We start from the raw sequence: 24508 nt of genomic DNA, 5'->3' as shown, positions 1-24508 counted from the left end.
CATTGGGAGAGGCCGCTTGAGTACCGGCGACAGCATTCAGGAAACGACACCCGGATCCCCGGATCTGGCAAGGATCGCCGACCGCTTCGTCGAAGCGCGTGGGCGAGGAGCCTCTTTACCAGACTTTCCCGGCAGTATTCCTGCCGACCTGGTCGAGGCCTACCGAGTGCAAGACCTCGCCATCGCCCGTTGGCCGGACCGGGTGGTGGGCTGGAAGGTCGGCTTCATCGCCGCCGAACGACGCGACAGCTCCGGCGACGACCGTCTGCTGGGTCCCATCTTCTCCGCCGGGTTGCTGGATGCCACCGGTGGCAATGTGGCATTTCCCGTGTTTTCCGGCGGATTCGCCGCGGTCGAAGCCGAGTACGTACTGCGCCTTCAGGCCGATGCGCCCATCGGCAAAACCGACTGGACGACCAAGGAGGCCGCTGGCGTGCCGGCGACACTGCATATTGGCGTCGAGATCGCCAGCAGTCCGCTGGCGACCATCAACCTATTGGGCCCCCGCGTGGTCGTCTCCGATTTCGGCAACAACAACGGTTTGATCCTGGGGCCGGAGATTCCTGGCTGGCTGGCGATACCCGAAACCGAACTCACCTGCCATACCTTCATCGAAGAGCGGCTGGTGGGAAGCGGCGGCGCGACCACCCTGCCCGGCGGATTGCGGACGGCGTTCGCGTTCGCGTTGTCGCGTTCGGCCAAGCGCGGCCGTCCTTTGAAGGCCGGCGACCTGATCGCCACCGGCAACGCGACCGGCATCCACGACATCGCCGTGGGCCAGTCGGCGCGCATCAGCTTCAGCGGTTTCGGCGACATCACCTGCCGCGCACGGGCCGCCAGGCCGGTCGATGCGAACGATGCAGGGAACGAACATCCATGATAGACCGTCGCAAATTCCTTGCCGCCGGCGTTGGCGTCGGCGTTACCGCATTGACCGCAGGCTGCAAGCCGACGACCGCCGCCACCGCATCGCAACAGGTGCTGCGCGCGGCGGACGTCCACGTGGATGGCTATCCGACCGTGGAAGCGGTGCGCTGGATCGGCCGTTATCTGAGCGAACGCACCGATGGGCGTTTGAACACGATGGTTTATCACTCCGGCCAGTTGGGTCGGGAAACGGTCACCGTCGACCTGGTGCGCTTCAACGCCCTGGCCTTGGCCCGCGTCTATCTGGCCACGATGAACGATTCCGTGCCTGCCACTCGGATCCTGTCGTTGCCGTTCCTGATCGATTCCACGCCGCATCTGCGGCGCACGCTGGACGGCGAGCTGGGCAAATCGCTGCTGGGCAGTTTCGAACGTCGCGATCTGGTCGGATTGGCCTTCTACGATTCCGGCTCGCGCAGCATCTACAACACCAAACGGCCGATCCATACGCCCGATGACCTGCGCGGCCTCAAGCTGCGCGTACCGGTGTCCGAGATATTCGTCCGTCTTATCCATGCGCTGGGCGCCAATGCCACCCCGCTGCCGTACGGCGAAGTTTTTTCCGCGCTGCAGACGCACCTGATCGACGGCGCCGAGAACAACATCAAGAGCTTCCATTCGAGCCGTCAGTTCGAGGCGGCGCATTACTGGTCCGAGTCCCAGCACACCTTCACGCCCGATGTGCTGTTGATGTCGCGCACCGCCTACGAGCGGCTGGCGCCGAAAGATCGCGAGCTGATCCGCGAGGCGGCGTCGGCTTCGGTGCCTTACGCGCGAGGCCTGTGGGATAGCTCCGAGAACAAGGCGCGCGAGGCGATCGTCGCCGGCGGGGTGAAAGTGAACGCCGTGGACCGCGAGTCCATGCGCGCCGCCACCGCCGGCATCACCCGCGAATACCTGCGCGAACCGGAGTTGGCGCGTCTCTACGAATACGTGCGCGCCACGGCGTGATCGCATGCAAATCCTTCTGAAACACTATCGACCGAAGCAGCGCCTACATCGCCGGGAGAGCCGATGAGCGACACAGAAAATATTTCTTCGGGCTGGCTGGACAAGCTGGCGCGCATCACCACCTGGATAGCCGGGATCGCGCTGGTCAGCATGGCCGCGGTACAGGCATGGCAGGTATTCGCGCGCTACGTGCTCAACGCCTCTCCGGACTGGACCGAACCGGTGGCATTGCTGCTGCTCAACACGGCGATGATGTTCGGCGCCGCGGTCGGCGTACGCGCCGAATCGCACTTCGGCTTCTTCATCGCCCGCGATGCGGCGCCGCCGCGCGTGGCGCGGGTGATGCACGGTTTCAGCCGCCTGGTGGTCGCGGCCGTCGGCGCGCTGCTGGCCTGGTGGGGGGCCCTCCTGGCCGCCGATAGCTGGGAAGTCCCGATGGCGGGCGCACGCATTCCCGAAGGGACGTTCTACCTGCCGCTGTGCCTGGGCGGCGCTTTGATCGCGGTGTTCTCCCTCAACCATCTGTTCGCCGGCAACGCCGCCGCGGAGCGGAGCGAATAATGGCTATCGCGATTCTCTTTTTCGTATTCCTCGGCTTGCTGATCATGGGCGTGCCGGTGGCGTTCTCCCTGTTCACCGCCTCCCTGTCCACGCTGATCTACCTGGGACTGCCGGCGATCGTGGTGGCGCAGCAGACCGCCACCGGTGCGGCGTCCGCGTCGCTGCTGGCGATACCGCTCTTCATATTCGCCGGCGAGATCATGCTGCGCGGCGGAATATCCGAGCGCTTGATAGGACTGGCCTCTTCTTTGGTCGGACATGTACGCGGCGGACTGGGACAGGTCAGCGTGTTGTCGTCGCTGTTCTTCGGCGGGGTTTCCGGCTCCGCCATCGCCGACGTGTCGGCGGTAGGCGGCGCCATGATTCCGCAGATGGTGAAGCGCGGCTTCGACCGCGATTTCGCGGTCAACGTGACCATGACCGCGGCGTTGGTGGCCTTGCTGGTGCCGCCCTCGCACAACCTGATCCTGTACTCGGCCTCGGCCGGTGGCAGCATTTCCATCGCCGATCTGTTCGCGGCGGGCATCTTCCCCGCGTTGCTGATGACGCTCACGCTGATGGGCGCCACCTACGTCATCGCCAAGCGCCGCGGTTATGCGGTGGAACTCTTCCCGGGCTTCGGTGTGGTGTTGCGCCGCTTCGTCTCCGCGCTACCGGGCCTGTTGCTGGTGGCGCTGATTTTCGTCGGCATCAAGGCCGGCATCTTCACCGCGGTGGAAAGCGCGGCGATCGCGGTGGTCTACGCGCTGTTCGTTACCGCGGTGATCTACCGCAACCTGACCTGGCAGGATTTCGTCGGCACCATGGGCCATGCCGCGCGCACCACCGGCATGATCCTGCTGGTGATCGCCTCGGCCGCCACGTTCGGCTGGCTGCTGGCCTACCTGCAAGTGCCGACCGCGGCGGTCGAATTGCTCACCGGCCTGACCACCGACAAGAACCTGATGCTGCTGCTGATGATCCTGATCCTGCTGGTATTGGGCACCTTCATGGATCTGGCGCCGATGATCATCATCTGCACGCCGATCTTCCTGCCGCTGGCCAAGGCCATCGGCATCGATCCCATCCATTTCGGCGTGATCCTGATCCTGAAGGGCGGCATCAGCCTGATCACGCCACCGCTGGGATCGGTATTGTTCGTCGGCACGGCCATCGGCAAGATCAGCATCGGCGAATGCCTGCGCACCATCTGGCCATTCTGGCTGTCGGCGCTGGCTGTGTTGCTGGTGGTCGCGTTCGTCCCGGAGCTGTCGTTGTGGCTGCCGTCGGTGCTGAAGTCATGAGTCCGCCGAGACTGCGAGCGATGCTGGCCACGCTGCTGTTGCTCGCCCCGCTCGCGATGGCATCCGAGACGAACGAGCCGCAATGGAAGCGCGGCATCGAAAACCAGCGCCAGCCCGACCTGGGCAACGGCAGCTTCCTCAATCCGGTGCTGTCCGGCGACCACCCGGACCCGTCGGTGCTGCGCGATGGCGAGGACTATTACCTGACGCTGTCCTCCTTCGAAGCCTATCCCGGCCTGCCGATCTGGCATTCGCGCGACCTGGTCAACTGGCAGCCGATCGGGCATGGCATCAAGACCAATGTCGGATCGATCTGGGCGCCCGACCTGGTCAAGCACAAGGGGCGCTACTACCTCTATTTCCCCGCGCGCCGCGGCGGCACCGAAGGCAGCACGCGCAGCAACTTCGTGGTCTGGGCCGACGACATCCACGGGCCCTGGAGCGAACCCATCGATATCGGCCTGCCCGGCCACATCGATCCCGGCCACGCCGTGGGCGAAGACGGCAAGCGCTACCTGTTCCTCAGCGGCGGCGACTATGTGCGCTTGGCCGACGATGGCCTGAGCACCGTCGGCGAGATCAAGCACGTCTACGACGGCTGGAAGTACCCCGAAACATGGGACGTGGAGGGCTACGCCCAGGAAGGCCCCAAGATCACCCGCCACAACGGCTGGTACTACATGATCACCGCGGTCGGGGGCACCGCAGGTCCGCCGACCGGACACATGGTCATCGTCGCGCGCTCGCGCTCGATCCATGGCCCCTGGCAGAACGCACCCAACAATCCGGTCGTGCGCACCGAATCCAGGGACGAGTACTGGTGGTCGCGCGGTCACGCCACCCTGGTGGAGGATGTCGCGGGCCAATGGTGGATGATCTACCACGGCTACGAACACGGCTTCTGGACACTGGGCAGGCAGGCGTTGCTGGAACCCATCGAATGGACCGACGACGGCTGGTTCGTGGCCAAGGGCGGAGACCTGAGCCGGCCGATCCGCAAGCCCGCGGGTACCGCGTTGGGGCCGCACGGCATGCCGCTGTCGGACGACTTCTCCAGCGGCAAGCTCGGTCCGCAGTGGGCCTTCTTCAAGCCGGCGGCCGACGAATACGCGCGCCTGGGTTTTGGCGACGGCGCCATGACGATCCGTGGAAAGGGAACCTCTCCGCGCGACAGTTCACCGCTGGGCTTCATCGCTGGCGATCTGGCCTACCAGTTCGAAGTCGAAATGGAGATCGAGCCCGGCGCGCAGGGCGGCGCCCTGCTGTTCTACAACGACAAGCTGTATGTGGGCGTGGGCAGCAATGGCGAGAAGTTCATCATGCACCGCTATGGGACCGAACGCCCGGCGACGCTCGCCGCCAGCGCCAAAGGCGGCCGGCTATGGCTGCGGGTCACCAACAACCGCCACGTGGTCACCATTCACAGCAGTACCGACGGCGTCGCCTGGACCAAGTACCCGGTGCAGATGGAAGTTTCCGGCTACCACCACAACGTCGCCGGCGGCTTCCTGGCCCTGAAACCGTCGCTGTACGCGGCGGGCAACGGCGCAGTGAAATTCCGCCATTTCCGCTACCGTGCGCTGGACTGACGGCGCGCGGGTAGAATCCAAGCCGATCCTTTCCTCCAGACAGCGACGTCCATGCCCGCGCGCAAGAAGCCCGAAACGCCCGCCAAACCCACCGTATCCGGCAAGGCGTCGACGATCAACGACATCGCGCGGCTGTCCGGAGTTTCGAAGAAAACCGTATCGCGCATCATCAACCACTCGCCATTGGTGCGTAAGGACACGCGCGAGAAGGTGGAAGCGCTGATGCGCGAGGTGGGCTATTCGCCCGACCCGATGGCGCGCGGACTCGCGTTCCGCAAATCGTTCCTGATCGGCATGGTCTACGACAATCCGACCGCGCAGTACATCGTCAACATGCAGTACGGCGCGCTGGACGCGATCCGCGATTCGGGGTTCGAACTGGTGGTGCATCCCTGCGACAGCCGCAGCCCCAACTACATCGACGGCGTGCGCCGCTTCGCCCAGCAGCAGAAACTGCACGGCGTCATGCTGGTGCCGCGCGTCTCCGAAGATCAGGCCCTGGCCGATATGCTGCTGGAAATCGGCTGCCGCTACGTGCGCATCGCGCCGGTGGCGATGGACGATATGTCGCGCATGGTGGTCACCCACGACCGCGACGGCGCCGCCGAAGCGGCCGATTATCTGTACATGCTCGGCCATCGCGACATTGCGCTGATCACCGGCCCCAACAACTACCGTTCGGCGCTGGAACGCACCGCCGGTTTCGTCGAAGGACTCGGCCGCTACGGCTTGGAGCTGCCGAAGGCGCGGATCGTGGAAGCCGGCTACACCTTCGAATCGGGCGTGTCCGCGGCCGAAAAACTGCTGGCCGGCAAGCAACGCCCCACCGCCATCTTCACCGGCAACGACGAGATGGCCGCCGGCGTGTACAAGGTCGCCATGCGCTCGGGCATCAGCATCCCGCAGCAGCTGTCGGTAGTGGGTTTCGACGACAGTCCGCTGGCCTCGCGTCTGTGGCCTTCGCTGACTTCCGTACGTCGCCCCACTCGCGATACCGGGCGCCTGGCCGCGTCCATGCTGGTGCAGCCGGATGCCATGGCCACGTTGTCCTCGGCCAGCGTGCGCCCGCATCTGGTGATCCGCGACTCCTGCCAACCCCCCGAGAACTGAGCCCTGCGCCCGCCGACCACCCATCGTGCGGCGCGCAATGACACCGGTTACCAAACGCTCTAGAATCCAGCTTTCCCCTCCCGGCGCGCTTCCTCTGCCGCCGCTTCCCGCACGGAGCCGACCATGTACTGCAAGACCTACCACGCCACCCACCCCGACATGATGGACGGCGCCAGCAACGACCAGCTGCGCGACCGTTACCTGATCAGCGGCCTGTTCGTGGCCGATACGGTGCAGCTCAACTACTCGCACAACGAGCGCTTCGTGATCGGCGGCGCCGCGCCCGTTTCCAAAGCAGTCGAACTGCCGCGCCAGACCGAACCGGCCTCGGCCGCGGGCAAGCCGTTCCTGGAGCGCCGCGAGCTGGGCGTGATCAACGTCGGCGCGGGTACCGGCAAGGTCACCGTGGACGGCACGGTCTATACGCTGGGACCGAAGGACGGCTTGTATGTGGCCATGGGCAGCGCCGATGTCTCCTTCGCCTCCGACGATGCGGCCAACCCGGCCCGCTATTACCTGACCTCGACGCCGGCGCATGCGCGTTTCGAAACCAAGCCGCTGGCCATCGCCAACGCGGTCTCGCTGGAGCGCGGCTCGCTGGAAACCAGCAACGAACGCACCATCTACCAGTACATCGTGCCGGCCACCTGCCAGTCTTCGCAGCTGCTGCTGGGCCTGACCGTGCTCAAGACCGGCAGCGTCTGGAACACCATGCCCCCGCACTTGCACGACCGCCGCAGCGAGGTCTATTTCTACTTCGACCTGGGCGACAACGACCGCATCTACCACTTCATGGGCGAACCCGATGCGCAGCGCCACATCGTGGTCGCCGACGGCGAAGCGGTGGTGTCGCCGCCCTGGTCGATCCACATGGGCTCGGGTACCAGCAACTATTGCTTCATCTGGGCGATGGGCGGCGAAAACCTGGACTACACCGACATGAACGTGCTCGACATCTGTCAGCTCAAGTAGCCGCACCGACGCGAGCGGATTCGTCCGCTCGCCATTCCTAGACCAGCAACTCCTAGATCAGCAACTCCTAGATCAGCAGCTCCTAGACCAGCAACTCCTAGACCAGCAACCACCATTCAACCGAGGGGAAACACATGGCAAGCAATCCATTCAGTCTGGAAGGCAAGGTCGCGCTGGTCACTGGCGCCAACACCGGTCTTGGCCAAGGCATCGCATTGGCGCTTGCCGAAGCGGGCGCCGACATCGCCGGCGCCGGCATCGTGGCCGCTACCGAGACCGAGGAAAAAGTGAAGGCGCTGGGACGTCGCTTCCTCAACATCGAAGCCAACCTCAGCAGCATCGAGCCGGTCGAACGCATCGTCGCCGAAACCGTGACCGGCCTGGGCGGACTGGACATCCTGGTCAACAACGCCGGCCTGATTCGCCGCGCCGATGCGGTGGAGTTCAGCGAGAAGGATTGGGACGACGTGATGAACGTCAACATCAAGGGCGCGTTCTTCATGTCGCAGGCGGCGGGCAGGCATTTCATCGCCCAAGGCAGCGGCAAGATCATCAACATCGCCTCCATGCTGTCGTTCCAGGGCGGCATACGCGTGCCGTCCTACACCGCCAGCAAGTCCGGCATCGCTGGCATCACCCGCCTGCTGGCCAACGAATGGGCCGCCAAGGGCATCAACATCAACGCCATCGCGCCCGGCTACATGGCCACCGACAACACCGCGCAGCTGCGCGCCGACGCCGATCGCAACAAGGCCATCCTGGAGCGCATTCCGGCCAGCCGCTGGGGCGAACCGGCCGATCTGGGCGGCACCGCCGTGTTCCTGGCCTCGCGCGCTTCGGACTACGTCAACGGCGCGGTGATCCCGGTCGATGGCGGCTGGCTGGCGCGCTAACGATAACGAATGGGTGGGAGCGGCCTCCGGCCGCGAGCTCTTCCAACAGAAAGTCCGAAAGCTCGCGGCCAGAGGCCGCTCCCACACCTGACTCATCTCCTGATTCAAATCTAGAGGCGAATCGATATGTTGAGGTGGATGTTATTTCTGGTCTTCATGGCAGTGGCAATTCCCGCTGCTGCAGGCTCGCCAGTCCGCCAAGTCTTCATCGCCGGCGATTCCACCGCCAGCGAATACGGCCCGGAACGCGCGCCGCGCACTGGCTGGGGCCAGGTGCTGCAGACTTACCTCGACGCCGACACATGGAAAGTGCGCAACCACGCGCAGAGCGGGCGCAGCGCACGCAGCTTCATCGATCAGGGCTGGTTCGACGGCATCGCCAAGGATCTGCGCAAGGGCGACGTACTGCTGATCCAGTTCGGCCACAACGACGAGAAGATCGAGGATCCCGCGCGCTACAACGAGCCGTTGCAGGCCTATCCGCAATGGCTGATGCGCTATGTGGCGCTGGCCCGCGAACGCGGCGCCACGCCGATCCTGATCACGCCGGTGGCGCGGCGCAAGTTCGATCACGGCCAACTGCTCGATACGCACGGAGCCTATTCGCAAGCGGTGCGCGATCTGGCCAAGCGCGAGCAAGTCGGCCTGATCGACCTGGGCGCGACCAGCATGGACTGGCTGCGTGCGTTGGGCGATGAACCGTCCAAGGCCTTCTACATGCACGTGCCCGAACAGGGCCAAGCCGACGACACCCACTTCCAGCGCCGTGGCGCTTTCGCCGTGGCCTGCCTGGTGGTTGGAGGCTGGGAAAAACTGGATCCCGCGCTGAAGCAGCACCTGGTTCGCGATACAGATTGCGGAGCGCGCCCGACCGCGCTCATCGATCGGTCCTCGCAGCCGCATCCCTCCCTCGTTGCGCACGAACGCGACATAGCAGTGACGCAACCCGGGCCCCACGGCGGCGCGGGCGAAACCACGGCGTATCCGTTCTTCAAGGACGCGCCGGGCATGTCGTTCGAGTTCCGCAAGCGCGCCTTGCAGCGAGGTGCCGGTATCGGCCTGCACCAGCACGACCATGACGAGATCTATTACGTAGTCAGCGGAACCGGCGTCTATACATTGGACGGCAAGGAACACCCGGTCGGTCCCGGCAACGCCATGCTGACCCGTCCCGGCAGTACCCACACCATCCGCCAAACCGGCGACGAAGACCTGGTCCTGCTGATCACCTACCGCAAGAAAGGCGCCCAGTAATCGACCACGGCGCGCCGTTACTTCGCTAGCGGCCGTGCCCAGCGCGCGTAGGTTTGCTCGATGTCCTTGCTCAGTTCGCGGTAGGGCGCAGTGCCGGGTTTGGCCTGCAGGCGCGTGGCAACGCCCGCCCAACCGTCGGCATGATCGCGGGACCACTCGCGCACCACGGCCCGGCAAGGTTGCGCGATCCGCTGAGCCAGCGCGCAGGCCATGAAGATGTCGCCTGGCTCCCAGGTGGGCTGTTGCTGCATGGCTTCCACATAGTCGCGCGGTACCGAATAGTAACGCGCCACTTCATCGGCGAAGCTGCGCGGATAGCGTGCGGCGTAGCGGTTGATATCCGTAAGCTGCCGGTCTACCCACGCGTCGCCGCTGCGCGGCTGGTAGGCGGGCTCTTCGACAGGCTGTGCGAAAACCCGCACGGCCATGCCCAGCAACAACGCGACGATCAGCAGGCGGAGGACCGGATAGGTCATGGCTTGGTTGCCGCGACGGACAGCCGCGAAAGCGCATCGGGAAGATCACCGGCGGTTCCGACCTGCAGCATGCGCGGCTCTCCTTCCTCAATCGCATGCTCGGCCTCATGCGCCCAAGTGATGTGGTACGGCATATAGATGCCCCACCCTCCCAGCGCGACCACCGGTTCGATATCCGAACGCAAGGAGTTTCCGATCATCGCGAACTGGGCAGCGGGCACATCCAGCTCGCGGAGCACGCGTGCGTAGGTCTTCGTGTCTTTTTCGGACACCACCTCGATACGATGGAACACATCGGCCAGTCCGGACTGTTCGATCTTGGATTCCTGGTGGAACAGGTCCCCTTTGGTGATCAACACGATCTCGTACCGCGCGGCGATAGTGTCCACCGCCTCCCGGATGCCATCGATCAGGACCACCGGGTGCTGCAGTGTGCTGCGGCCGATTTCGATCACGCGGTGAATGTCGCGTGCGCTTATGCGCTCTCCGGTCAGCTGTACGGCCGACTCGATCATCGACAAGGTCATGCCCTTGGCGCCGTAGCCGAATATGCGCAGGTTGCGGCGCTCCACTTCCAGCAGGTGCTGCAGGGTGCGCGCATCGGTCAGGTCGATGTACTGGCCGATGATTTCCTCGAAGGCCAATTCCGCGGCACGATAGTAGTCCTCGCTCTTCCACAGAGTGTCGTCGCCGTCGAACCCGACCCAACTGATCCCACCCGCCATTCGCCGCCTCCTGTAACGCACCGCGTCAGGATAACAGCGACGGCCACACGCGAAGGGCGGCCTGAGCCGCCCTTCGCTGTTGTCCGGAGCAAGTTCGTTCCGTCCTCTCGGAACCGAAATATCTCCGGTCAGTTTTTCGGAGGGGAATCGCTATCGCTCGGAGTCGGCGCTGTCGCCGGTTCCGACGGCGGCGTAGCCGGATCGGTCGGCGGCGGAGTGGTCGAATCCGTGGGGGCCGGTGCGGCCGGATCGGTGGCTGGGGGGGTTTCAGCCGGTGGCGGCGCCTCGGCCGGCGGCGTGGCTTCCGCGGCGGGCGGCGCCTGTTCTTCGGCCGGCTTGTTGCAGCCGGAGATCAGAACAGAGGCGGACAACGCCGCGACCAACACCAGCGCCATGCGCACTGGCGAGTTCTCACGTGGTTCTGTGAAGTCTTGCATTTTCATTAGCTTTCTCCTCTCGAGTGTCTTGTCGTGTGTTTGTCTCGTTGTGTTGAAGTTTCGACGTCCAAAAAAAGGAAAAGGGGCGGCTTGCGCCGCCCCCTTCCACCGATGCCGACACGCAAGTGCCGGTTTTGCAGCCAACCTCTGTTTTACGGTTGTGTGTTGCTTATTTCTTCGATTCGGGCTCGCCGTAATTCTTGCTCACGAACGCCTTGTACTCGTCGGGGGTCAGTTTGCCGTCGGTGTCGGCATCGGCCTTGTCGAAGATCTGGGAAAGACCGGCGTTGGAAGAAGCTTCGCTCTTGCTGATGGCGCCGTCCTTATCGGTGTCCACATCGTTCCAGCCCTGCTTGCCGCCGCTCGAGGCAGCCCCAGTGGCCTGCTCGGTCGGCTGCGTGGCCGCGCCCTGCGCGCTGTCGGTCGGGGTTGCGGATTCGGTGGGAGTCGGCTGCTCGGCCTGCGGCTGCGCGGCTTCTTCGGTCTGCGATTGCGCATAGGCCATCGGCATCGCCAGAGCGGCGGACAGGGCGATCAGACCAAGCGTGGATTTGGTGTTCTTCATCGTCGTTACTCCGTAGGTGTGGGTGCTATTCGTCGCACGACCACACCATGCACAAACGCTGCTGAATCAAACAGGCAGGCAAATTCGCCGCTGCACACTGCGTTAACCACAAGGCCGACTGAAGCGGTTACCCACTTCGTTAGCGAGTCGTGAACGGCTAGTAAGCCCAGCGTTTCGTTTGTGATGAAATCGTTCTATCAATCGGGCTTATCGGGATTTTCGTCGCTTTTGGGAACGTTATTTTCACGAAATCCGCCGCTGAACAATTGCCAACCGAGCGCAACACCGGCCAGCGCGCCCGCCGCTTCGCATACCACCCGTGCGCCCAGCGATTCAGCATCGTGGATTCCCTGCAAGGCCAGACGCGCATAGAGAGGCGACTCCAGCTTCACGATGCCCAGATAAAAGAGATTCCACGCGTCGATGCCTCCGGCCACCACCGCTGCGGTCACGCAGGCCCAGCCGATCGCGTGACCGACGCTTGCGCCCGCTCGCCGCATCAGCCAACTCCACAGGCCATACGAAAGTATTCCGACCAGCAGAGCGATCAAGCCGGCTTCTATCGCGCCCAGGAACCCGAGATGCAGCGGCAAGTTCATGGAAGGCGCACCGGATTTGACGGAGTATTGGCGATGACGTTGTGCACGCAGAAATCCAGAGGAAAGGTGATCGTCGGTTTCGAAAGGGTCACACGTCGTTTTCCGCGCGCGCTACTACGTTCACCTCACCCTCGTCGCCCGTCGTCACCAACACATTGATCGGACGGCAGCAGACCTGGCAGTCCTCGACATATTGCTGATGGTCGACCGAGTCATCGATGAACAGATCGATCGGCTCCCCGCAGTAGGGGCACAGGATGGATTCGAAGGGAAGCATGGTTGTCCGTGGACCTGCCGCTGAAGGCAACAGTTTCCCACCTTCGGCCGTGCTTTATCCGTCACGCATGGCTAACCCGGTTGGGGAGGTAATGGGTATGGTTTCAAGACGGAGGCCATAGTCATGAAGACCCGCCATGTATTCAGCGTCCCCGACCTGGCTGCCGCCCAGGATGCCCTCAATGTTGCGCGCGAGGCCGGCCTTACCGACGACAACCTATCCCTGATCGCGCGCGCCGACATAGAACTGGACTCGATCCAGGACCGGCACAAGGATGCGGCCACGGATTTCATGCCGGCCGCTTTGCGCGGCGCGGCCACCGGAGGCGCCGTCGGCCTAGTGGCCGGGCTGGTTGCCATCGCATTCCCGCCGCTGGGAGTAACGCTGGCCGGTGCGGCATTGCTGACCGTAGGCGGCGCAGCGGTCGGCACCTGGGTATCGGCGTTGTTGGGATCGACGGTGGACGATCCGGTCAGGCGCAAGTTCGAGGGAGAAATAAAGGCCGGCCGCATCCTGGTGGTGCTCGACGCCGAGGATCCGCAACTGCCTGCAGCCGAAGCGGCCCTACTCAGACTTGGGGCGACGCGATTGCCCTACGAGGGCACCACCGCGTTGACCTGAGCTGTAGCCTGCCGGAATCCGCTCGCTCTCAGGCTCGGCGAGCGACGTAGTATCGATAGCGATACGGGCCTAGTCGCTCGGGGTCTGCGCCGGTGCCAGTTGGCGCATGCGCAGCAACAATCCGCTGGTGTAGACCAGCGAATAGGCGATCAGCGTTGCCGCGATGCCTAGGGTCAGCGGATTAGCCTGTTGCGCGGCCTGGGCGGAGCCGCCAGCCAGGGCGCCCTGACTCCAACGCCAGGCCAGGCGCCCGAGCAACAGTAGGCTGAGTCCGCCGCCGATCCAGGGGTTGGGCGTGTAGAAACGTTGTCCGTCGGTCACTTGGGCATGGGTGTACTTCAGCGCGAATACGCCCAGTACGCCCCCCAATACCGAGCCGATGCCGATGCTTACGCCCACGTGCGGCAGGAACACCGCTGCGCCTATCAGACTGACCGCCACCAGCGACACCAGCAGCAAACGGGCGAGGGTGCGCTTCGGCTGCCAACGCTGGCGACCGAAACTGCGCCGGATGCGGCGGTAATAGAGCCAGCCGATGCCGGCGGTGGCGAGATAGGGAGTCAGGGCTGGGAGGACGGCGGCGGGCATGGCAAGGTCTCGCGTTGGCTCGATCCAGAATATGCCCTGCGTACCCGCAATCTAGGTGCCAGAGGTCATTCGTTGCGTCCTGGGACAGGAAGGCAAAACGTGGCCTTTACGGCACTCGTGCCATAACCCCCTCAACCTTTTCGGAGAATTCCCATGCCCCGCAACCTGCTTACCGCCGCCTGCGCGACTGCGATGCTCGCCCTCTTTGCGACCGGCTGCGCCGCCCAGGAAAAGACACGACTGCCGTTCCAGTCCACCCCGATGGGCCAGTTCAAGGAGCCGTGGGCGATGACTTTCCTGCCCGACGGACGGCTGCTGGTCAGCGAGAAGAAAGGCGCGTTGAAACTGGTCGCCTTGGGCGCGACGCCTGCCGGAAACAAGGTCGGCGATATCAGCGGAGTCCCGGCGGTGGCCTACGGGGGTCAGGGCGGCTTCGGCGATGTCGTGCTGCATCCGCAATTCGCCAGCAACGGCTGGGTGTATCTCAGCTATGCCGAGGCCGGCGAAGACGACACGCGCGGCGGCGCGGTGGCTCGCGCCAAGCTGATCCTGGACGAAAAAGGCGGCGGTGCGCTGTCCGATCTGTCGGTGATCTGGCGTCAGGTGCCGAAGGTTTCCGGCAACGGGCATTACGGTCATCGCATCGCTTTCGGTCCCGACGGCAAGTTGTGGATCACCTCGAGCGAGCGCCAGAAATTCACCCCGGCGCAGGACATGAAATCCAACCTGGGCAAGATCATCCGCCTCAACGACGACGGCAGCGTGCCGGCCGACAACCCCTTCGCCAAGCAGGGCGGCGTCGCCGCGCAGGTGTGGTCGCTGGGTCATCGCAATGCGCTGGGCATCGCTTTCGATTCGCAGGGGCGCCTGTGGGAACAGGAGATGGGGCCGAAGGGTGGCGACGAGTTGAACCTGATCGAACGCGGCAGGAACTACGGCTATCCCATCGTCTCCAATGGCGACCACTACGATGGCCGCGACATTCCCGATCATCCGACCCGCCCGGAATTCGAAGCGCCGAAGGTCAGTTGGAATCCGGTGATCTCTCCCGCCGGCCTGCTGATCTATTCCGGCAAGGCATTCCCGGACTGGAACGGCGATGCCTTCATCGGCGGGCTTTCGTCCAAGTCGCTGGTGCGCATCGAGTTCGAGGGAACCCGGGCGCGCGAGGCGGCGCGTTACGACATGGGGCAGCGCATTCGCGAAGTCGAACAAGGCCCGGATGGAAACCTGTGGCTATTAGAGGATGAAAAGGAAGGCTCGGGCGGAAGATTGCTGAAACTCAGCCCGGTGGGCTGAGATCAGTGTCGTAGGAGCGACGCGAGTCGCGAAGATCGGATGCTCTCAGAGCATCGCGACTCACGTCGCTCCTACGGCATTCCTACGGCGAGGACTTGAGCTTTTGCTGGGTCGCATCGGCCGGCTTCAGCTGCGCAGGACCCAGCGCCTGCAGGTAGCGCTGGTGCAGCGCTTGCACCTTCTCCACATAGGCCTGGGTTTCCGCGTACGGCGGCACGCCTTTGTAGCGCGTGACCGCACCGATGCCCGCGTTGTAGGCGGCCGCGACCAGGGTCAGATCGTTCTTGTAGCGCTTCAGCAGCCCCTTCAGATGCTTGGCGCCGGCATTGATCGATTGCACCGAGGAGTAGGGATCCACCACACCGTATTGCTTCGACACTTCCGGCATCAGCTGCATCACGCCCTGCGCGCCCTTGGGCGAAAGCGCGTTCGCATCGAAGCCGCTTTCGGCATGGGCGATGGAACGCAACCACGCATCCTCCACGCCCGTGGATTTCGAGGCGGCTTTGAACTGTTTGGCGTACATGTCCAGGCGCGGCTTGCCCACCTTGCCCAGGCCGGGATGCGCGGGTTCGCCGGGCGGCGTTTCCACGGTGAACTTCAGGTAGACGGTGGCACCCGGCAGTTTGCGGGTGCCGTAGACCAGCTGCCCCTCTTGCTCGCGCTGGTACAGCGTACCGCTGAACACGCCCATCGACCCCCACAGGTTGGGGACCTTGGCCGTATCGTCCTCGACCTGCTTGGCTTCGCACTTGGAACCCGGCTCCGGCGCGGTCGACAGGCTGACCGTGCCGTTGCGCACGCAGCGGTACACCGTGCGCGCTTCCACAGACGGTGGAACCAGCGCGAAAAGGCCGATCAGCAAGGCGGCCAGCAGGGTGCGGGGCGAAAACATGCGCGGATCGTAAACGTTCGTGGGCCAACCGACGCATAACCGGCTGGCGGATCCGATACCCGTCAGCCGGAACCGCCCGGCTGGATGGCCACCACCTTGACCTCGAACTCGCTGCAATCGGCGCTGCCCTTCTTGCAGATGCCGTTGATCCAGGTCTCGCCGCTGCCGAACATCACACCCTTGCCGTTGACCATCAGCTCGGAATATTTCTGCGCCTCGATCACGCTCGCAATGGCCGGGGTGACGATCTTGTCGTAGTTTTCCACGAAGCCCGCTGCGTTCTTGATCGAGGTCCGTTTTCCATCGATGCTGGCGAAGAAGGGATAGTCGATCAGCGCGGCAACCGCATCCTTGTCGCGCTGGGCAACGGCTTTCTGGTAAGCGTTGATCACCTCCTGGTACCTGGCGTGATCGCCCAGCAGCGTATCGATGGCATCGTCGACAGCTTTGTCGCCGACTTCGGCGGACGCGACGCTTGTTTCCGGTTCCGGTGCCTGCGCGGGCGGCGCGTTCGTATCGCTTGCCGGCGTGGCCGATGCTTCCTGGGTGGACGCTTCGGAGGCAGGCGTATCGGCAGGCTTGTTGCAGGCGCCGAGGAGGATCGCCAATGCGGTGCCGAGGAGAAGTTTGCTCATTGGATTGTCTCGCTATGGACGCATGAACCAGGAAGATTGCGGCGGCCGATCGCCTCGCGATCACGAAGCGACCGCAATAACTCAGCTGATCCAGCCGCGGGCAAGGGACCTGCGTGCGAACCACACCAGGAACAGCGCGATCAGCACCAACAGCGCCGGCAGGATGGCGCCGCTCGCACCGTAAACGCGGAACGCCGGCGTCATCAGATAGGTATAGCCCATCTGCACCACTACGCCGAGCAGCGACAAGGCCAACAGGGGCAGCGCAAGACGCTTCCTCATCAACAACATCGCGCTGCCAAGCGCGCCGCCGAATACCGCGACCGCGAATGCGCCATTGACCCAGACAGGCGTGGATTCGTACAGCGCGCGCTGTTCTGCCGGCATTGCGGCCAGCGCCTCGGGGGGCATGTTGATCTGCATGAAGAAGATGGCCATGCCCACCAAGTTCCACAGCAGGGCGAGCACCGAAACGATCCAGAAACCAAGCGGACGCGGGGCAGCGACGTTCATGTTCCCTCCCAGGACTGAGGCCGGCGGCAAGCGCAGGATACGCCTCTGCGCCCGGACCGCCATGGCCCTGGCGCCCCGTCCGTCCGTAAGCCCTGCTAAGCTCGACGCAGGGATTGCTTGAATCGCAATGGGGATCCAACGATGAGCAACAAGCTCAAGGCCGGTTCCATGGAGCTGGAGGCCGCCTTCATCGAATGGCTGCGCACGCAGGGCTACAACCCCGCCGACGGCATCGATCCCTTTTTCCGCGCCTCGGACTTCGTCCGTTCGCAGATGCTGATGATCCACGAGAGCGAGAAGGAGCAGTTGGCCGAAGAAGCGCGCCTGCACCTGGAACGCCGTTGCGGCGATGCGACTTTCGCCGGCCAATTCCCCCTGGTCTACCACTGCCTGGACGATGACGGCCAGGACATGCGCTATACCGTCACGCTGACCTTGTCGGACGAGGGCGCCGAATGGTTGGGCCGGGTATGGAGCAGCGATGCCTATCTGGGAGAGGTCCAGGGATCGGGCAGCGGACCGCACACCCATTACCTGGACCTGGCGCGCATGCACATCGAATCGCAAATCAAGCGCGCAAGCGCGGTCAGGCGCCAAGAGCGCTGACCGCCGTTGGCCACTACAATCGCGCGGTCAGCGCGGCGACCATCTTCAAGATCGCGACGAAGGCGTTCAACCGCGTCTTCAGCAAGAGGGACGACAGAGCTTTCATGCAATCGCCTCCCGCACAGGTGATGGTGCGCAGCATGCCCGTTCGCAGCGCCGCATCGGCGATGACGGCCCAGCCCTTCCACGGGCATTAGACTAGGCAGGCGGTATCGACCGCCGTGCGATCGGAGCAGGCAGTTGCAACGGATCCTCAATGTGGCGCTGGTGGGTTACGGCTTCGTCGGCAAGGTATTCCACGCGCCGCTGATCGCGCATACGCCCGGGCTGCGCCTGCGCAGCGTGGTTTCCAGCGACGCCGGCAAGGTACACGCCGATCATGCGGAGGTGCGCGTGATCGGCGATGCCGAAGTCGCTTTTGCCGACCCGGACATCGATCTGGTCGTCATCGCCGCACCCAATACCGCGCATGCACCGCTCGCCGAGGCTGCGCTCGCTCAGGGCAAGCACGTGGTGGTGGACAAGCCTTTCACGGTGACCCTGGAGGAGGCGCGACAGATCGTCGCCCACGCCGCTCGGGCGCAACGCATCGTCAGCGTGTTCCAGAACCGGCGTTGGGACGCCGACTTTCTCACTGTGCAGAAACTGATCGTGCAGAACGCGCTGGGCGAAGTGGCTGAATTCCATTCGCATTTCGATCGTTATCGCCCGGTCGTGGCCGACCGCTGGCGCGAACGCGACCAGCCCGGTTCGGGCGTGTGGTACGACCTGGGTCCGCATCTGCTGGATCAGGCCTTGCAGCTGTTCGGCATGCCCGAGGCGATCAGCGCCGACATCGCCTTGCAGCGCGACGGAGCGCAGACGGCCGATTATTTCCACGTGTTGCTGCGTTATCCGACGCTTCGCGTGGTGCTGCACGCCGGCGCGCTGGTCGCGGCGCACGGCCCGCGGTTCGCCGTGCATGGCACGCGCGGCAGTTATATAAAACACGGAATGGATCCGCAGGAAGAGGCTTTGCGCAGCGGACAAGTGCCCGGACAGGCAGCCTGGGGAAAAGATCCGCAACCGGGAACGCTGCGCCTGGGGACTCAGGAGGAGGCGCGCGCCGAAGTCGTGGAAAGCGTCCGGGGCGACTACCTGCGCTATTACGCGCTGCTGCGCGATGCGATATTGCAGGGCAACGCGCCTCCGGTGACCACGGCGCAGGCGCTGCAAGTCATGTCGATGCTGGAATTTGGAATGCGCAGTTCGGCCGAACGGCGCGAGATCGCCTGCACGCCGATTGATTAGGACCGTCGCAGCGCGGCGCTAATCGCTGCCAAGAGGAAAGATATCGGTCACCTGATCGAGCCAGATGTGGTGGGTTCTTTCGGGATCATGCAGATCGTCCAATCGCAGCAGCGCATTGACCCCTTCGTTGCCATCCCCATCGCGGAACGTCTGCACGCTGGGACGCACCGTCACTACCCCTTTCAGTTTCCGTCCATCGGACAGACTCAACTCGACGACGGACGCATCGTTCAATTCGACGATACGCGATTCGATCAGGGCGATTTCTCCCTGGTCGGTATGCACTCGTTCGGCGATTTTCGTCATCCCCGTTCTCCAGCCAGTGGGGAGCGCAGGTTAGACCGCCGATCGTAGCGCGATGTGAAACGCGTACCTCGCCATCACATATTGCGGAACAGGGTCATGAACGGCTGGCTGACCGTAAGCGTCTCCGGTCGCGATTTCAGTTTCACCGTGCCCTTGCCGGTGTCGTCGCGCGCGATGGAGGCGATGGCCTTCAGGTTGACGATGGTGGAGCGGTGGATCTGCTTGAAGATGGTCGGATCCAGCACCTCCAGCAGCTCGCGGATCGGCTTGCGCAACAGCGACTCGCCTTCGGCGGTCATCACCACGGTGTATTTGTGGTCGGCCTGGAAGTAGGCCACATCGTCGACCATGATCAATCGCGTGTCCTTGCCCGCGCTGGCGGTGATCCAGACCAGCGGCTCGGCCGTTGCCGGCTGCAGGCGTGCGCCCAATTGCTTGACCAGCGCGGCAAGCGCATCGGCGTCGGGATTGCCTTGTGCGATGCGCGTCTGCAGGCGTTGCACCGTCGCGGCCAGGCGTTCGGGCGCGATGGGCTTGAGCAGGTAGTCGACTGCGCCTTTGTCGAAGGCGTCGATCGCGTACTGGTCGTAGGCGGTCACGAATACGATCTGGGTATTCGGACTGGCTTCGGCGGCCGCGGCCGCGACTTCCAGGCCGGTCAGGCCGGGCATGCGGATGTCGAGGAAGGCGACTTCCGGCTGCTGTTCGGCGATGGCTTCGAGCGCCGCGCCGCCGTCTTCGCACTCGGCGACGATGCGCAGCTCGGGCCAGGCTTCGGAGATGAGTTTCGACAGCTCGTTGCGAAGCAGCTCTTCGTCTTCGGCGATGACGCACTTAAGCATGATCGTCTCCCTTGGTGGCGTCGTTGGGAATGTTGATGGTCGCGGCTACCCCACTGGGGAAGTTGGCGACGATGGCGAACGACGCCGCGACGCCATAGGCCAGGCGCAGGCGTTCGCGCACGTTCTTCAAACCGATGCCGGTGCCGCTGCTTCCCGCGTTGAAGCCCTGCCCGTCGTCGGCCACGGTGACCGCCAGCGTGTCGTCGATAGTGCGGGCGATGATCCAGACGGTGCCGCCTCCCGACTTCGGTTCCAGGCCGTGCTTGATCGCGTTTTCGACCAGCGTCTGCAGCATCATCGCCGGGAACGGAATGGACTTCAGCGCCTCCGGCACTTCGATCTGCAGATTGAGGCGCGCGCCCATGCGGATCTTGAGAATTTCCAGGTAGGCGCGGGCGCGTTCCAGTTCCTCTCCCAGCGTGGACAGCGAATCTTCCGTACGCGGCAGCGAATGGCGTAGGTAAGTGATTAAGTTGCCCAGCATCTCGTCGGCGCGCGCCGGGTCGCTGCGGGTCAGGTATTGCGCGCTGGCCAGGGTGTTGTAGAGGAAGTGCGGCTCCACCTGCGCGTGCAGCAGGCTCAGCTTGGCGACGGTCAGTTCCTTCTCGGTGACGGTCTGCTGCGCGGCGGCTTGCTCGTTGCGTCGGTGTTCGGCCACGCGGCGGGTGATGGCGCGCGTAATCGCTTCGGCGTTTTCGAGGTTGGTGCCGTCGTCCACCTTGAACCAGTCGCTCCACGCGCCGCTTTCCGGTTCGCATACCAGGCTTACGCTGCTGGTGCCGTCGCGTGGCGTCACCGTGGCCAGGATCTGGTTGCGCTTGATGTGGATCCAGTACAGCGGATTGAAGCGGCCCGGGCTCTTGTTGCTGTAAGGATTGACGCGGGTGACCTTCGAACGCACCTGCAAGCTGTCGCGCGCGCTTTCGATCTCTTCGGAACGCGGCAACTCGCGAATGGCGGCATCGACCAGATCGAATGCCTCGCCGGCCTCCAGCGGAATTTCCACCTGGCGGGAGTGGCGATTGGCCAACGTGCCCGGGTCGATGCGGCCGGCGATGAGGCGGATACGGCGGATATGCGAGATCGCCCCGGCAATCACGAACCCCAACGTTATGACGAACAGCAGGAAAAACAGACCCTCAGGCGGGCTGCCGTCGAATACCCCATTCCACACCATTATCAGCAACAGGAACGCTGCGAACCAGGCGGCGGCGAGACGGAAGACGAAGAAGATGCTGGTTTTCACGAAGGCTTTCCGGGGTACTGGGTTGCGATGGAGATTAGCCTTCCGCAAGCATTGGGTGGTGGGCGCGGCGATGGAACCGGGATTCCGGCGACGAAACCCGTGAAAATGGCCTCTTCGGGCATCCCGGCAGCGCATCCTCAAGATGGATGCGCGCGCTGGCGGCACGCGGGCCGCTTGCCGGCCTACTCGGCCTTGATCTTGTGCCCGCCGAATTCGTTGCGCATCGCCGCCAGCAGCTTGTCCGCGAAAGAGTCGCCGTCGCGCGAGCGCAAGCGTTCCAGCAGCGACAGGGTAATGACCGGTGCGGAAACATTGAGATCGATGGCTTCGGCTGCAGTCCAGCGGCCTTCGCCCGAGTCTTCCACGTAAGGCGCGATGCCGGCCAGCTTCGGATTCTTACCCAAGGCATCGGCGGTCAGGTCGAGCAGCCAGGAGCGCACCACGCTGCCTTCGCGCCAGATCTCGGCGACCTGATGGAGGTCGAGCGCGAAATCGGTCTTGTGCTGCATGATCGCAAAACCCTCGGCGTAGGCCTGCATCAGTCCGTATTCGATGCCGTTATGGACCATCTTGGTGAAGTGCCCGGCGCCGCCGGGCCCTACCCTGCCCCAGCCGCGGTCGGGAGCCGGTGCTAGCGTGGCGAAGATAGGCCGCAGCCGCTCCACCGCGGTGGTTTCGCCGCCGATCATCAGGCTGTAGCCCTCGGCCAGCCCCCACACGCCGCCGCTGGTGCCGCAATCGACGTAATGCACGCCCTGCTCTGCCAGCATCTGGCCACGGCGCATCGTGTCCTTGTAGAAGGAATTGCCTCCGTCCACCACCACGTCATCGCGCGAAAGCAGCGGCAGCAATTCCGCCAGGGTGTCGTCGACGATCTTGCCGGCCGGCACCATCAACCAGAGCACGCGTGGCGCGGGAAGCCGATCGATCAGCTCGGCCAGCGATGCCGCGGGTGAAATGCCTTTGCTCGACGCCAGGCCGCGCGCTTCCGGGCTGGGGTCAAAACCCACCACGGTATGGCCGCCGCGCACCAGCCGTTCGGCCATGTTGGCGCCCATGCGACCCAGGCCGATCATTCCCAATTGCATATGCATTCCTTCAATCCGGCGATTGCCGCATAGCTTCGCATGCCTGCCGCCTGAAGATCACGCATCGCTGGGCGCTCTGGTGAAACGGTGAATGCCGGCTTCAGGCTGCTCGCGGAAAGGCCGCTCCGCTGTTGCAGTACCCGTCGCGTACGAATCCAGGGCCTTCGGGTACACCGGACCCGGCGACGCCTTCTATTTCTCAATCGCGTACGAGAGTAACCAGCGCGCCCGAATCCAGGATCTGGAAAGTGTCGCTGTCGATACGCCGCAGCGGCCTGCCGTCATCCAGTGCGTAAGCGGCGGCGCGCTTGCTGGCATCGCCACCGCCCTCGTGTTCGCCGGAATGCCGAACCACATGAACCCGCTGCAGGCCGCCGGCCTGATCCTGCGCGAAAAAATAGTCGTTGTTCATCTCATGCTCCCGTATCAGGGAGCCCAACCCTACCCCCGCGACCTTCAGCGCGGGGTGAAAATACCATCACTCCAACGTAACGCCGGAGTCAGCCGTGCCGCACCCGCATGACGGTATCGCCCTGACCCACATCGACCAGCACCCCTGTCGAGTGGCCGGTCAGTACGTAGCGGGTCTGCGCGAGGGTATTGGCGGAAGCGACCGCATCCTCCAAATGCTCGAACCAGTCACGGTTTCGCAACTCGTCGCGCACCTGCCAGCCGTTGTAGCTGGACGTGATGGTGAACAGTACTCTTTGCATGTTTCTTCTCCCACAACGAACGCGCAAGCGCAGGCATCGCGGCTTGCGTTGGGAATGGTGGCGCGCGGTTGTTGCAGCGGCATGTCCGTCCGTTCGTCGGCCGGCAGCGGGATTTGGCCGCTGTCTGCGCTATTTCCGTTTTGTAAAATACAGGGGGGATCGTGGATATCACGATGTCTGCACAAAATCCTCGAAAACAACTAAGGGGACGAGTGCGCACGTGAAGGAGAGATCATGGATCCGTTCCTCGACACGCACGCAGCTCCGCAACAGGTAGCCCTGAATATTGAAGTGGAGCTCGAGTACTGGCGTTGCTGCTACCGCAGAATGCCGTTCCACCGCCAGGGGCTTGCGTACGAAGCTTATGTACCCGCGATCAAGTTCGCGTACGACTGTTATTTGTATCACCACCGCGACGACCTGAAAATGTTGTTCCCCGCGTTGAAAGAACGCTATCAGCGGCAATTTCCGTTGCCGCAGCGCACGGAATGGCGCGTCGTGGAGAGGATCGTCAAGGCGGTGTGGCAACGGATACAGTCCGGAGAACCCTGCATTGCGCCGCGCAAAGTGGCGGCCGCGAGCCCGCCGCCGCGCAACCTGGAGATGCGCAAGGTCCGCAACGTGGCGCATGCCTGATCGATGCGGGGACCTCGGTCCTGATATCTTGGCGGGAAACCCGCGACCGGCAGGTCGCGCGCCCCTGTTTTCCTGCCCGGAGGATGCCATGTCTCTTTCCATGTACCGCCTGTCGATCCCTGCGTTCGTGCGCGGCTTCGGCGTGCTTTCCGCCTATCTGGACAAGGCCGATGCGCATGCGCAGGCCAGCGGATTGGATCCTGAGATATTGGTGCAGGCACGTCTGTCTCCGGACATGCTGCCCTTGGCCGGCCAGATACAACGCGCCAGCGATACTTCCAAGAATGCGGTGGTGCGCCTGACCGGCATCGAAGCGCCTAGTTTCCCCGATACCGAAACCACCTTCACAGAACTGCGGCAGCGCATCCGCAATACCCTGGATTTCTTCTCAAGCGTGGAGCCTGACCAGTTCGAGGGCAGCGCAGCGCGCGAGATCACCCTGAAATTCGGCAAGATGCAGGCCACACTCACGGGTGAGGAATATCTGCTGACCTTCGCCCTGCCCAACTTCTATTTCCACCTGGCTACCGCCCACGGCATCTTGCGCCATCAAGGCGTACCGGTCGGCAAGCTGGATTATCTGGGACCGTTCGGCTGACGCGGACGGAAGT

The 24508-nt window shown here is 63.9% G+C and carries 31 protein-coding genes; 15 read left to right on the top strand and 16 right to left on the bottom strand.

Features of this window, described 5'->3' with window-relative positions:
• Positions 1-34: 34 nt before the first annotated feature.
• The 9 genes from J2W94_RS15390 (at position 35) to J2W94_RS15350 (ending at position 9540) form a co-directional block, all read left to right on the top strand.
• Positions 35-880 (top strand): 2-keto-4-pentenoate hydratase, encoded by an 846-nt coding sequence (locus J2W94_RS15390; RefSeq protein ID WP_310095634.1) that lies wholly within the window; start codon positions 35-37, stop codon positions 878-880.
• Positions 877-1878: a TRAP transporter substrate-binding protein gene (locus J2W94_RS15385; RefSeq protein WP_310095319.1), complete on the top strand. Its 1002-nt coding sequence runs from the start codon at positions 877-879 to the stop codon at positions 1876-1878. Before J2W94_RS15390 ends, J2W94_RS15385 begins: the two co-directional genes overlap by 4 nt.
• A 63-nt stretch (positions 1879-1941) precedes the next feature.
• A complete protein-coding gene (locus tag J2W94_RS15380; RefSeq protein WP_310095317.1) occupies positions 1942-2439 on the top strand; it encodes a TRAP transporter small permease in 498 nt (165 codons plus the stop codon).
• Positions 2439-3722, top strand: a complete 1284-nt coding sequence (locus J2W94_RS15375; protein WP_310095315.1) for a TRAP transporter large permease — start codon at positions 2439-2441, stop codon at positions 3720-3722. The genes J2W94_RS15380 and J2W94_RS15375 overlap by 1 nt, the downstream gene beginning before the upstream one ends.
• Complete coding sequence (locus J2W94_RS15370; RefSeq protein ID WP_310095313.1) at positions 3719-5311, top strand: family 43 glycosylhydrolase; 1593 nt, start codon at positions 3719-3721, stop codon at positions 5309-5311. Before J2W94_RS15375 ends, J2W94_RS15370 begins: the two co-directional genes overlap by 4 nt.
• Positions 5312-5362: 51 nt before the next feature.
• Complete coding sequence (locus tag J2W94_RS15365; protein WP_310095310.1) at positions 5363-6421, top strand: LacI family DNA-binding transcriptional regulator; 1059 nt, start codon at positions 5363-5365, stop codon at positions 6419-6421.
• A gap of 123 nt (positions 6422-6544) precedes the next feature.
• Positions 6545-7393 (top strand): 5-dehydro-4-deoxy-D-glucuronate isomerase, encoded by an 849-nt coding sequence (kduI, locus tag J2W94_RS15360; RefSeq protein WP_310095307.1) that lies wholly within the window; start codon positions 6545-6547, stop codon positions 7391-7393.
• 134 nt (positions 7394-7527) lie between these two features.
• The gene (gene kduD, locus J2W94_RS15355) at positions 7528-8286 is read left to right on the top strand and encodes a 2-dehydro-3-deoxy-D-gluconate 5-dehydrogenase KduD (RefSeq protein ID WP_310095305.1); all 759 of its coding nucleotides are present in this window, start codon (positions 7528-7530) and stop codon (positions 8284-8286) included.
• A gap of 126 nt (positions 8287-8412) precedes the next feature.
• Entirely contained in the window at positions 8413-9540 is a 1128-nt protein-coding gene (locus J2W94_RS15350) for a cupin domain-containing protein (protein WP_430540631.1), read from the top strand.
• A gap of 17 nt (positions 9541-9557) precedes the next feature.
• On the opposite strand, the gene J2W94_RS15345 is transcribed toward J2W94_RS15350, so the two are convergent.
• The 6 genes from J2W94_RS15345 to J2W94_RS15320 form a co-directional block, all read right to left on the bottom strand.
• The gene (locus J2W94_RS15345) at positions 9558-10016 is read right to left on the bottom strand and encodes a hypothetical protein (protein WP_310095301.1); all 459 of its coding nucleotides are present in this window, start codon (positions 10014-10016) and stop codon (positions 9558-9560) included.
• Positions 10013-10741 (bottom strand): HAD family hydrolase, encoded by a 729-nt coding sequence (locus tag J2W94_RS15340; protein WP_310095299.1) that lies wholly within the window; start codon positions 10739-10741, stop codon positions 10013-10015. Before J2W94_RS15340 ends, J2W94_RS15345 begins: the two co-directional genes overlap by 4 nt.
• A 128-nt stretch (positions 10742-10869) precedes the next feature.
• Positions 10870-11184 (bottom strand): hypothetical protein, encoded by a 315-nt coding sequence (locus tag J2W94_RS15335; protein WP_310095297.1) that lies wholly within the window; start codon positions 11182-11184, stop codon positions 10870-10872.
• Between the two features lie 163 nt (positions 11185-11347).
• Positions 11348-11743 (bottom strand): EF-hand domain-containing protein, encoded by a 396-nt coding sequence (locus J2W94_RS15330; RefSeq protein WP_310095294.1) that lies wholly within the window; start codon positions 11741-11743, stop codon positions 11348-11350.
• Between the two features lie 197 nt (positions 11744-11940).
• A complete protein-coding gene (locus J2W94_RS15325; protein ID WP_310095291.1) occupies positions 11941-12342 on the bottom strand; it encodes a hypothetical protein in 402 nt (133 codons plus the stop codon).
• Between the two features lie 88 nt (positions 12343-12430).
• Positions 12431-12619 (bottom strand): CPXCG motif-containing cysteine-rich protein, encoded by a 189-nt coding sequence (locus J2W94_RS15320; protein WP_310095288.1) that lies wholly within the window; start codon positions 12617-12619, stop codon positions 12431-12433.
• A gap of 123 nt (positions 12620-12742) precedes the next feature.
• Between J2W94_RS15320 and J2W94_RS15315 the strand changes: the two genes are divergently transcribed.
• Positions 12743-13240 (top strand): hypothetical protein, encoded by a 498-nt coding sequence (locus tag J2W94_RS15315; RefSeq protein WP_310095285.1) that lies wholly within the window; start codon positions 12743-12745, stop codon positions 13238-13240.
• 69 nt (positions 13241-13309) lie between these two features.
• Here the strand turns inward: J2W94_RS15315 and J2W94_RS15310 are convergent, their stop codons facing one another.
• The gene (locus tag J2W94_RS15310) at positions 13310-13828 is read right to left on the bottom strand and encodes a hypothetical protein (RefSeq protein WP_310095282.1); all 519 of its coding nucleotides are present in this window, start codon (positions 13826-13828) and stop codon (positions 13310-13312) included.
• Positions 13829-13981: 153 nt separating this feature from the next.
• Here J2W94_RS15310 and J2W94_RS15305 point away from each other — a divergent pair, with 153 nt between their 5' ends.
• Positions 13982-15127, top strand: a complete 1146-nt coding sequence (locus tag J2W94_RS15305; RefSeq protein ID WP_430540630.1) for a PQQ-dependent sugar dehydrogenase — start codon at positions 13982-13984, stop codon at positions 15125-15127.
• An 82-nt stretch (positions 15128-15209) separates the two neighbouring features.
• Here J2W94_RS15305 and J2W94_RS15300 read toward each other — a convergent pair whose 3' ends face one another.
• The 3 genes from J2W94_RS15300 to J2W94_RS15290 form a co-directional block, all read right to left on the bottom strand.
• Entirely contained in the window at positions 15210-16022 is an 813-nt protein-coding gene (locus tag J2W94_RS15300; protein ID WP_310095279.1) for a lytic transglycosylase domain-containing protein, read from the bottom strand.
• Positions 16023-16084: 62 nt separating this feature from the next.
• Positions 16085-16657, bottom strand: a complete 573-nt coding sequence (locus J2W94_RS15295) for a hypothetical protein (RefSeq protein WP_310095275.1) — start codon at positions 16655-16657, stop codon at positions 16085-16087.
• Between the two features lie 81 nt (positions 16658-16738).
• Complete coding sequence (locus J2W94_RS15290; RefSeq protein WP_310095272.1) at positions 16739-17170, bottom strand: hypothetical protein; 432 nt, start codon at positions 17168-17170, stop codon at positions 16739-16741.
• A gap of 141 nt (positions 17171-17311) precedes the next feature.
• On the opposite strand from J2W94_RS15290, the gene J2W94_RS15285 reads away from it, so the two are divergent.
• The gene (locus J2W94_RS15285) at positions 17312-17776 is read left to right on the top strand and encodes a hypothetical protein (protein WP_310095269.1); all 465 of its coding nucleotides are present in this window, start codon (positions 17312-17314) and stop codon (positions 17774-17776) included.
• Between the two features lie 240 nt (positions 17777-18016).
• Complete coding sequence (locus J2W94_RS15280; protein ID WP_310095266.1) at positions 18017-19066, top strand: oxidoreductase; 1050 nt, start codon at positions 18017-18019, stop codon at positions 19064-19066.
• Between the two features lie 18 nt (positions 19067-19084).
• Here the strand turns inward: J2W94_RS15280 and J2W94_RS15275 are convergent, their stop codons facing one another.
• From J2W94_RS15275 to J2W94_RS15250, 6 genes are all read right to left on the bottom strand, one after another.
• Positions 19085-19372 (bottom strand): DUF3247 family protein, encoded by a 288-nt coding sequence (locus J2W94_RS15275; protein WP_310095264.1) that lies wholly within the window; start codon positions 19370-19372, stop codon positions 19085-19087.
• 74 nt (positions 19373-19446) lie between these two features.
• Positions 19447-20214: a LytR/AlgR family response regulator transcription factor gene (locus tag J2W94_RS15270; protein WP_310095261.1), complete on the bottom strand. Its 768-nt coding sequence runs from the start codon at positions 20212-20214 to the stop codon at positions 19447-19449.
• Entirely contained in the window at positions 20207-21460 is a 1254-nt protein-coding gene (locus tag J2W94_RS15265; RefSeq protein ID WP_310095259.1) for a sensor histidine kinase, read from the bottom strand. The genes J2W94_RS15270 and J2W94_RS15265 overlap by 8 nt, the downstream gene beginning before the upstream one ends.
• 182 nt (positions 21461-21642) lie before the next feature.
• Positions 21643-22548 carry a phosphogluconate dehydrogenase (NAD(+)-dependent, decarboxylating) gene (gene gnd, locus J2W94_RS15260; protein ID WP_310095632.1) on the bottom strand — a complete coding sequence of 302 codons (906 nt, stop codon included), beginning with the start codon at positions 22546-22548 and terminating at the stop codon, positions 21643-21645.
• A gap of 199 nt (positions 22549-22747) precedes the next feature.
• Positions 22748-22960, bottom strand: a complete 213-nt coding sequence (locus J2W94_RS15255) for a hypothetical protein (protein ID WP_310095257.1) — start codon at positions 22958-22960, stop codon at positions 22748-22750.
• 88 nt (positions 22961-23048) lie between these two features.
• Positions 23049-23261 (bottom strand): hypothetical protein, encoded by a 213-nt coding sequence (locus tag J2W94_RS15250; RefSeq protein WP_310095255.1) that lies wholly within the window; start codon positions 23259-23261, stop codon positions 23049-23051.
• Positions 23262-23495: 234 nt separating this feature from the next.
• Between J2W94_RS15250 and J2W94_RS15245 the strand changes: the two genes are divergently transcribed.
• Positions 23496-23897, top strand: a complete 402-nt coding sequence (locus J2W94_RS15245) for a hypothetical protein (RefSeq protein ID WP_310095253.1) — start codon at positions 23496-23498, stop codon at positions 23895-23897.
• 88 nt (positions 23898-23985) lie between these two features.
• Complete coding sequence (locus J2W94_RS15240) at positions 23986-24495, top strand: DUF1993 domain-containing protein (RefSeq protein WP_310095252.1); 510 nt, start codon at positions 23986-23988, stop codon at positions 24493-24495.
• Positions 24496-24508: the final 13 nt, after the last annotated feature.

This window comes from Pseudoxanthomonas sacheonensis, assembly GCF_031455975.1.
Classification (GTDB): Bacteria; Pseudomonadota; Gammaproteobacteria; order Xanthomonadales; family Xanthomonadaceae; genus Pseudoxanthomonas_A; species Pseudoxanthomonas_A sacheonensis_A.
This window is presented reverse-complemented; position numbering and strand designations above follow the sequence as displayed.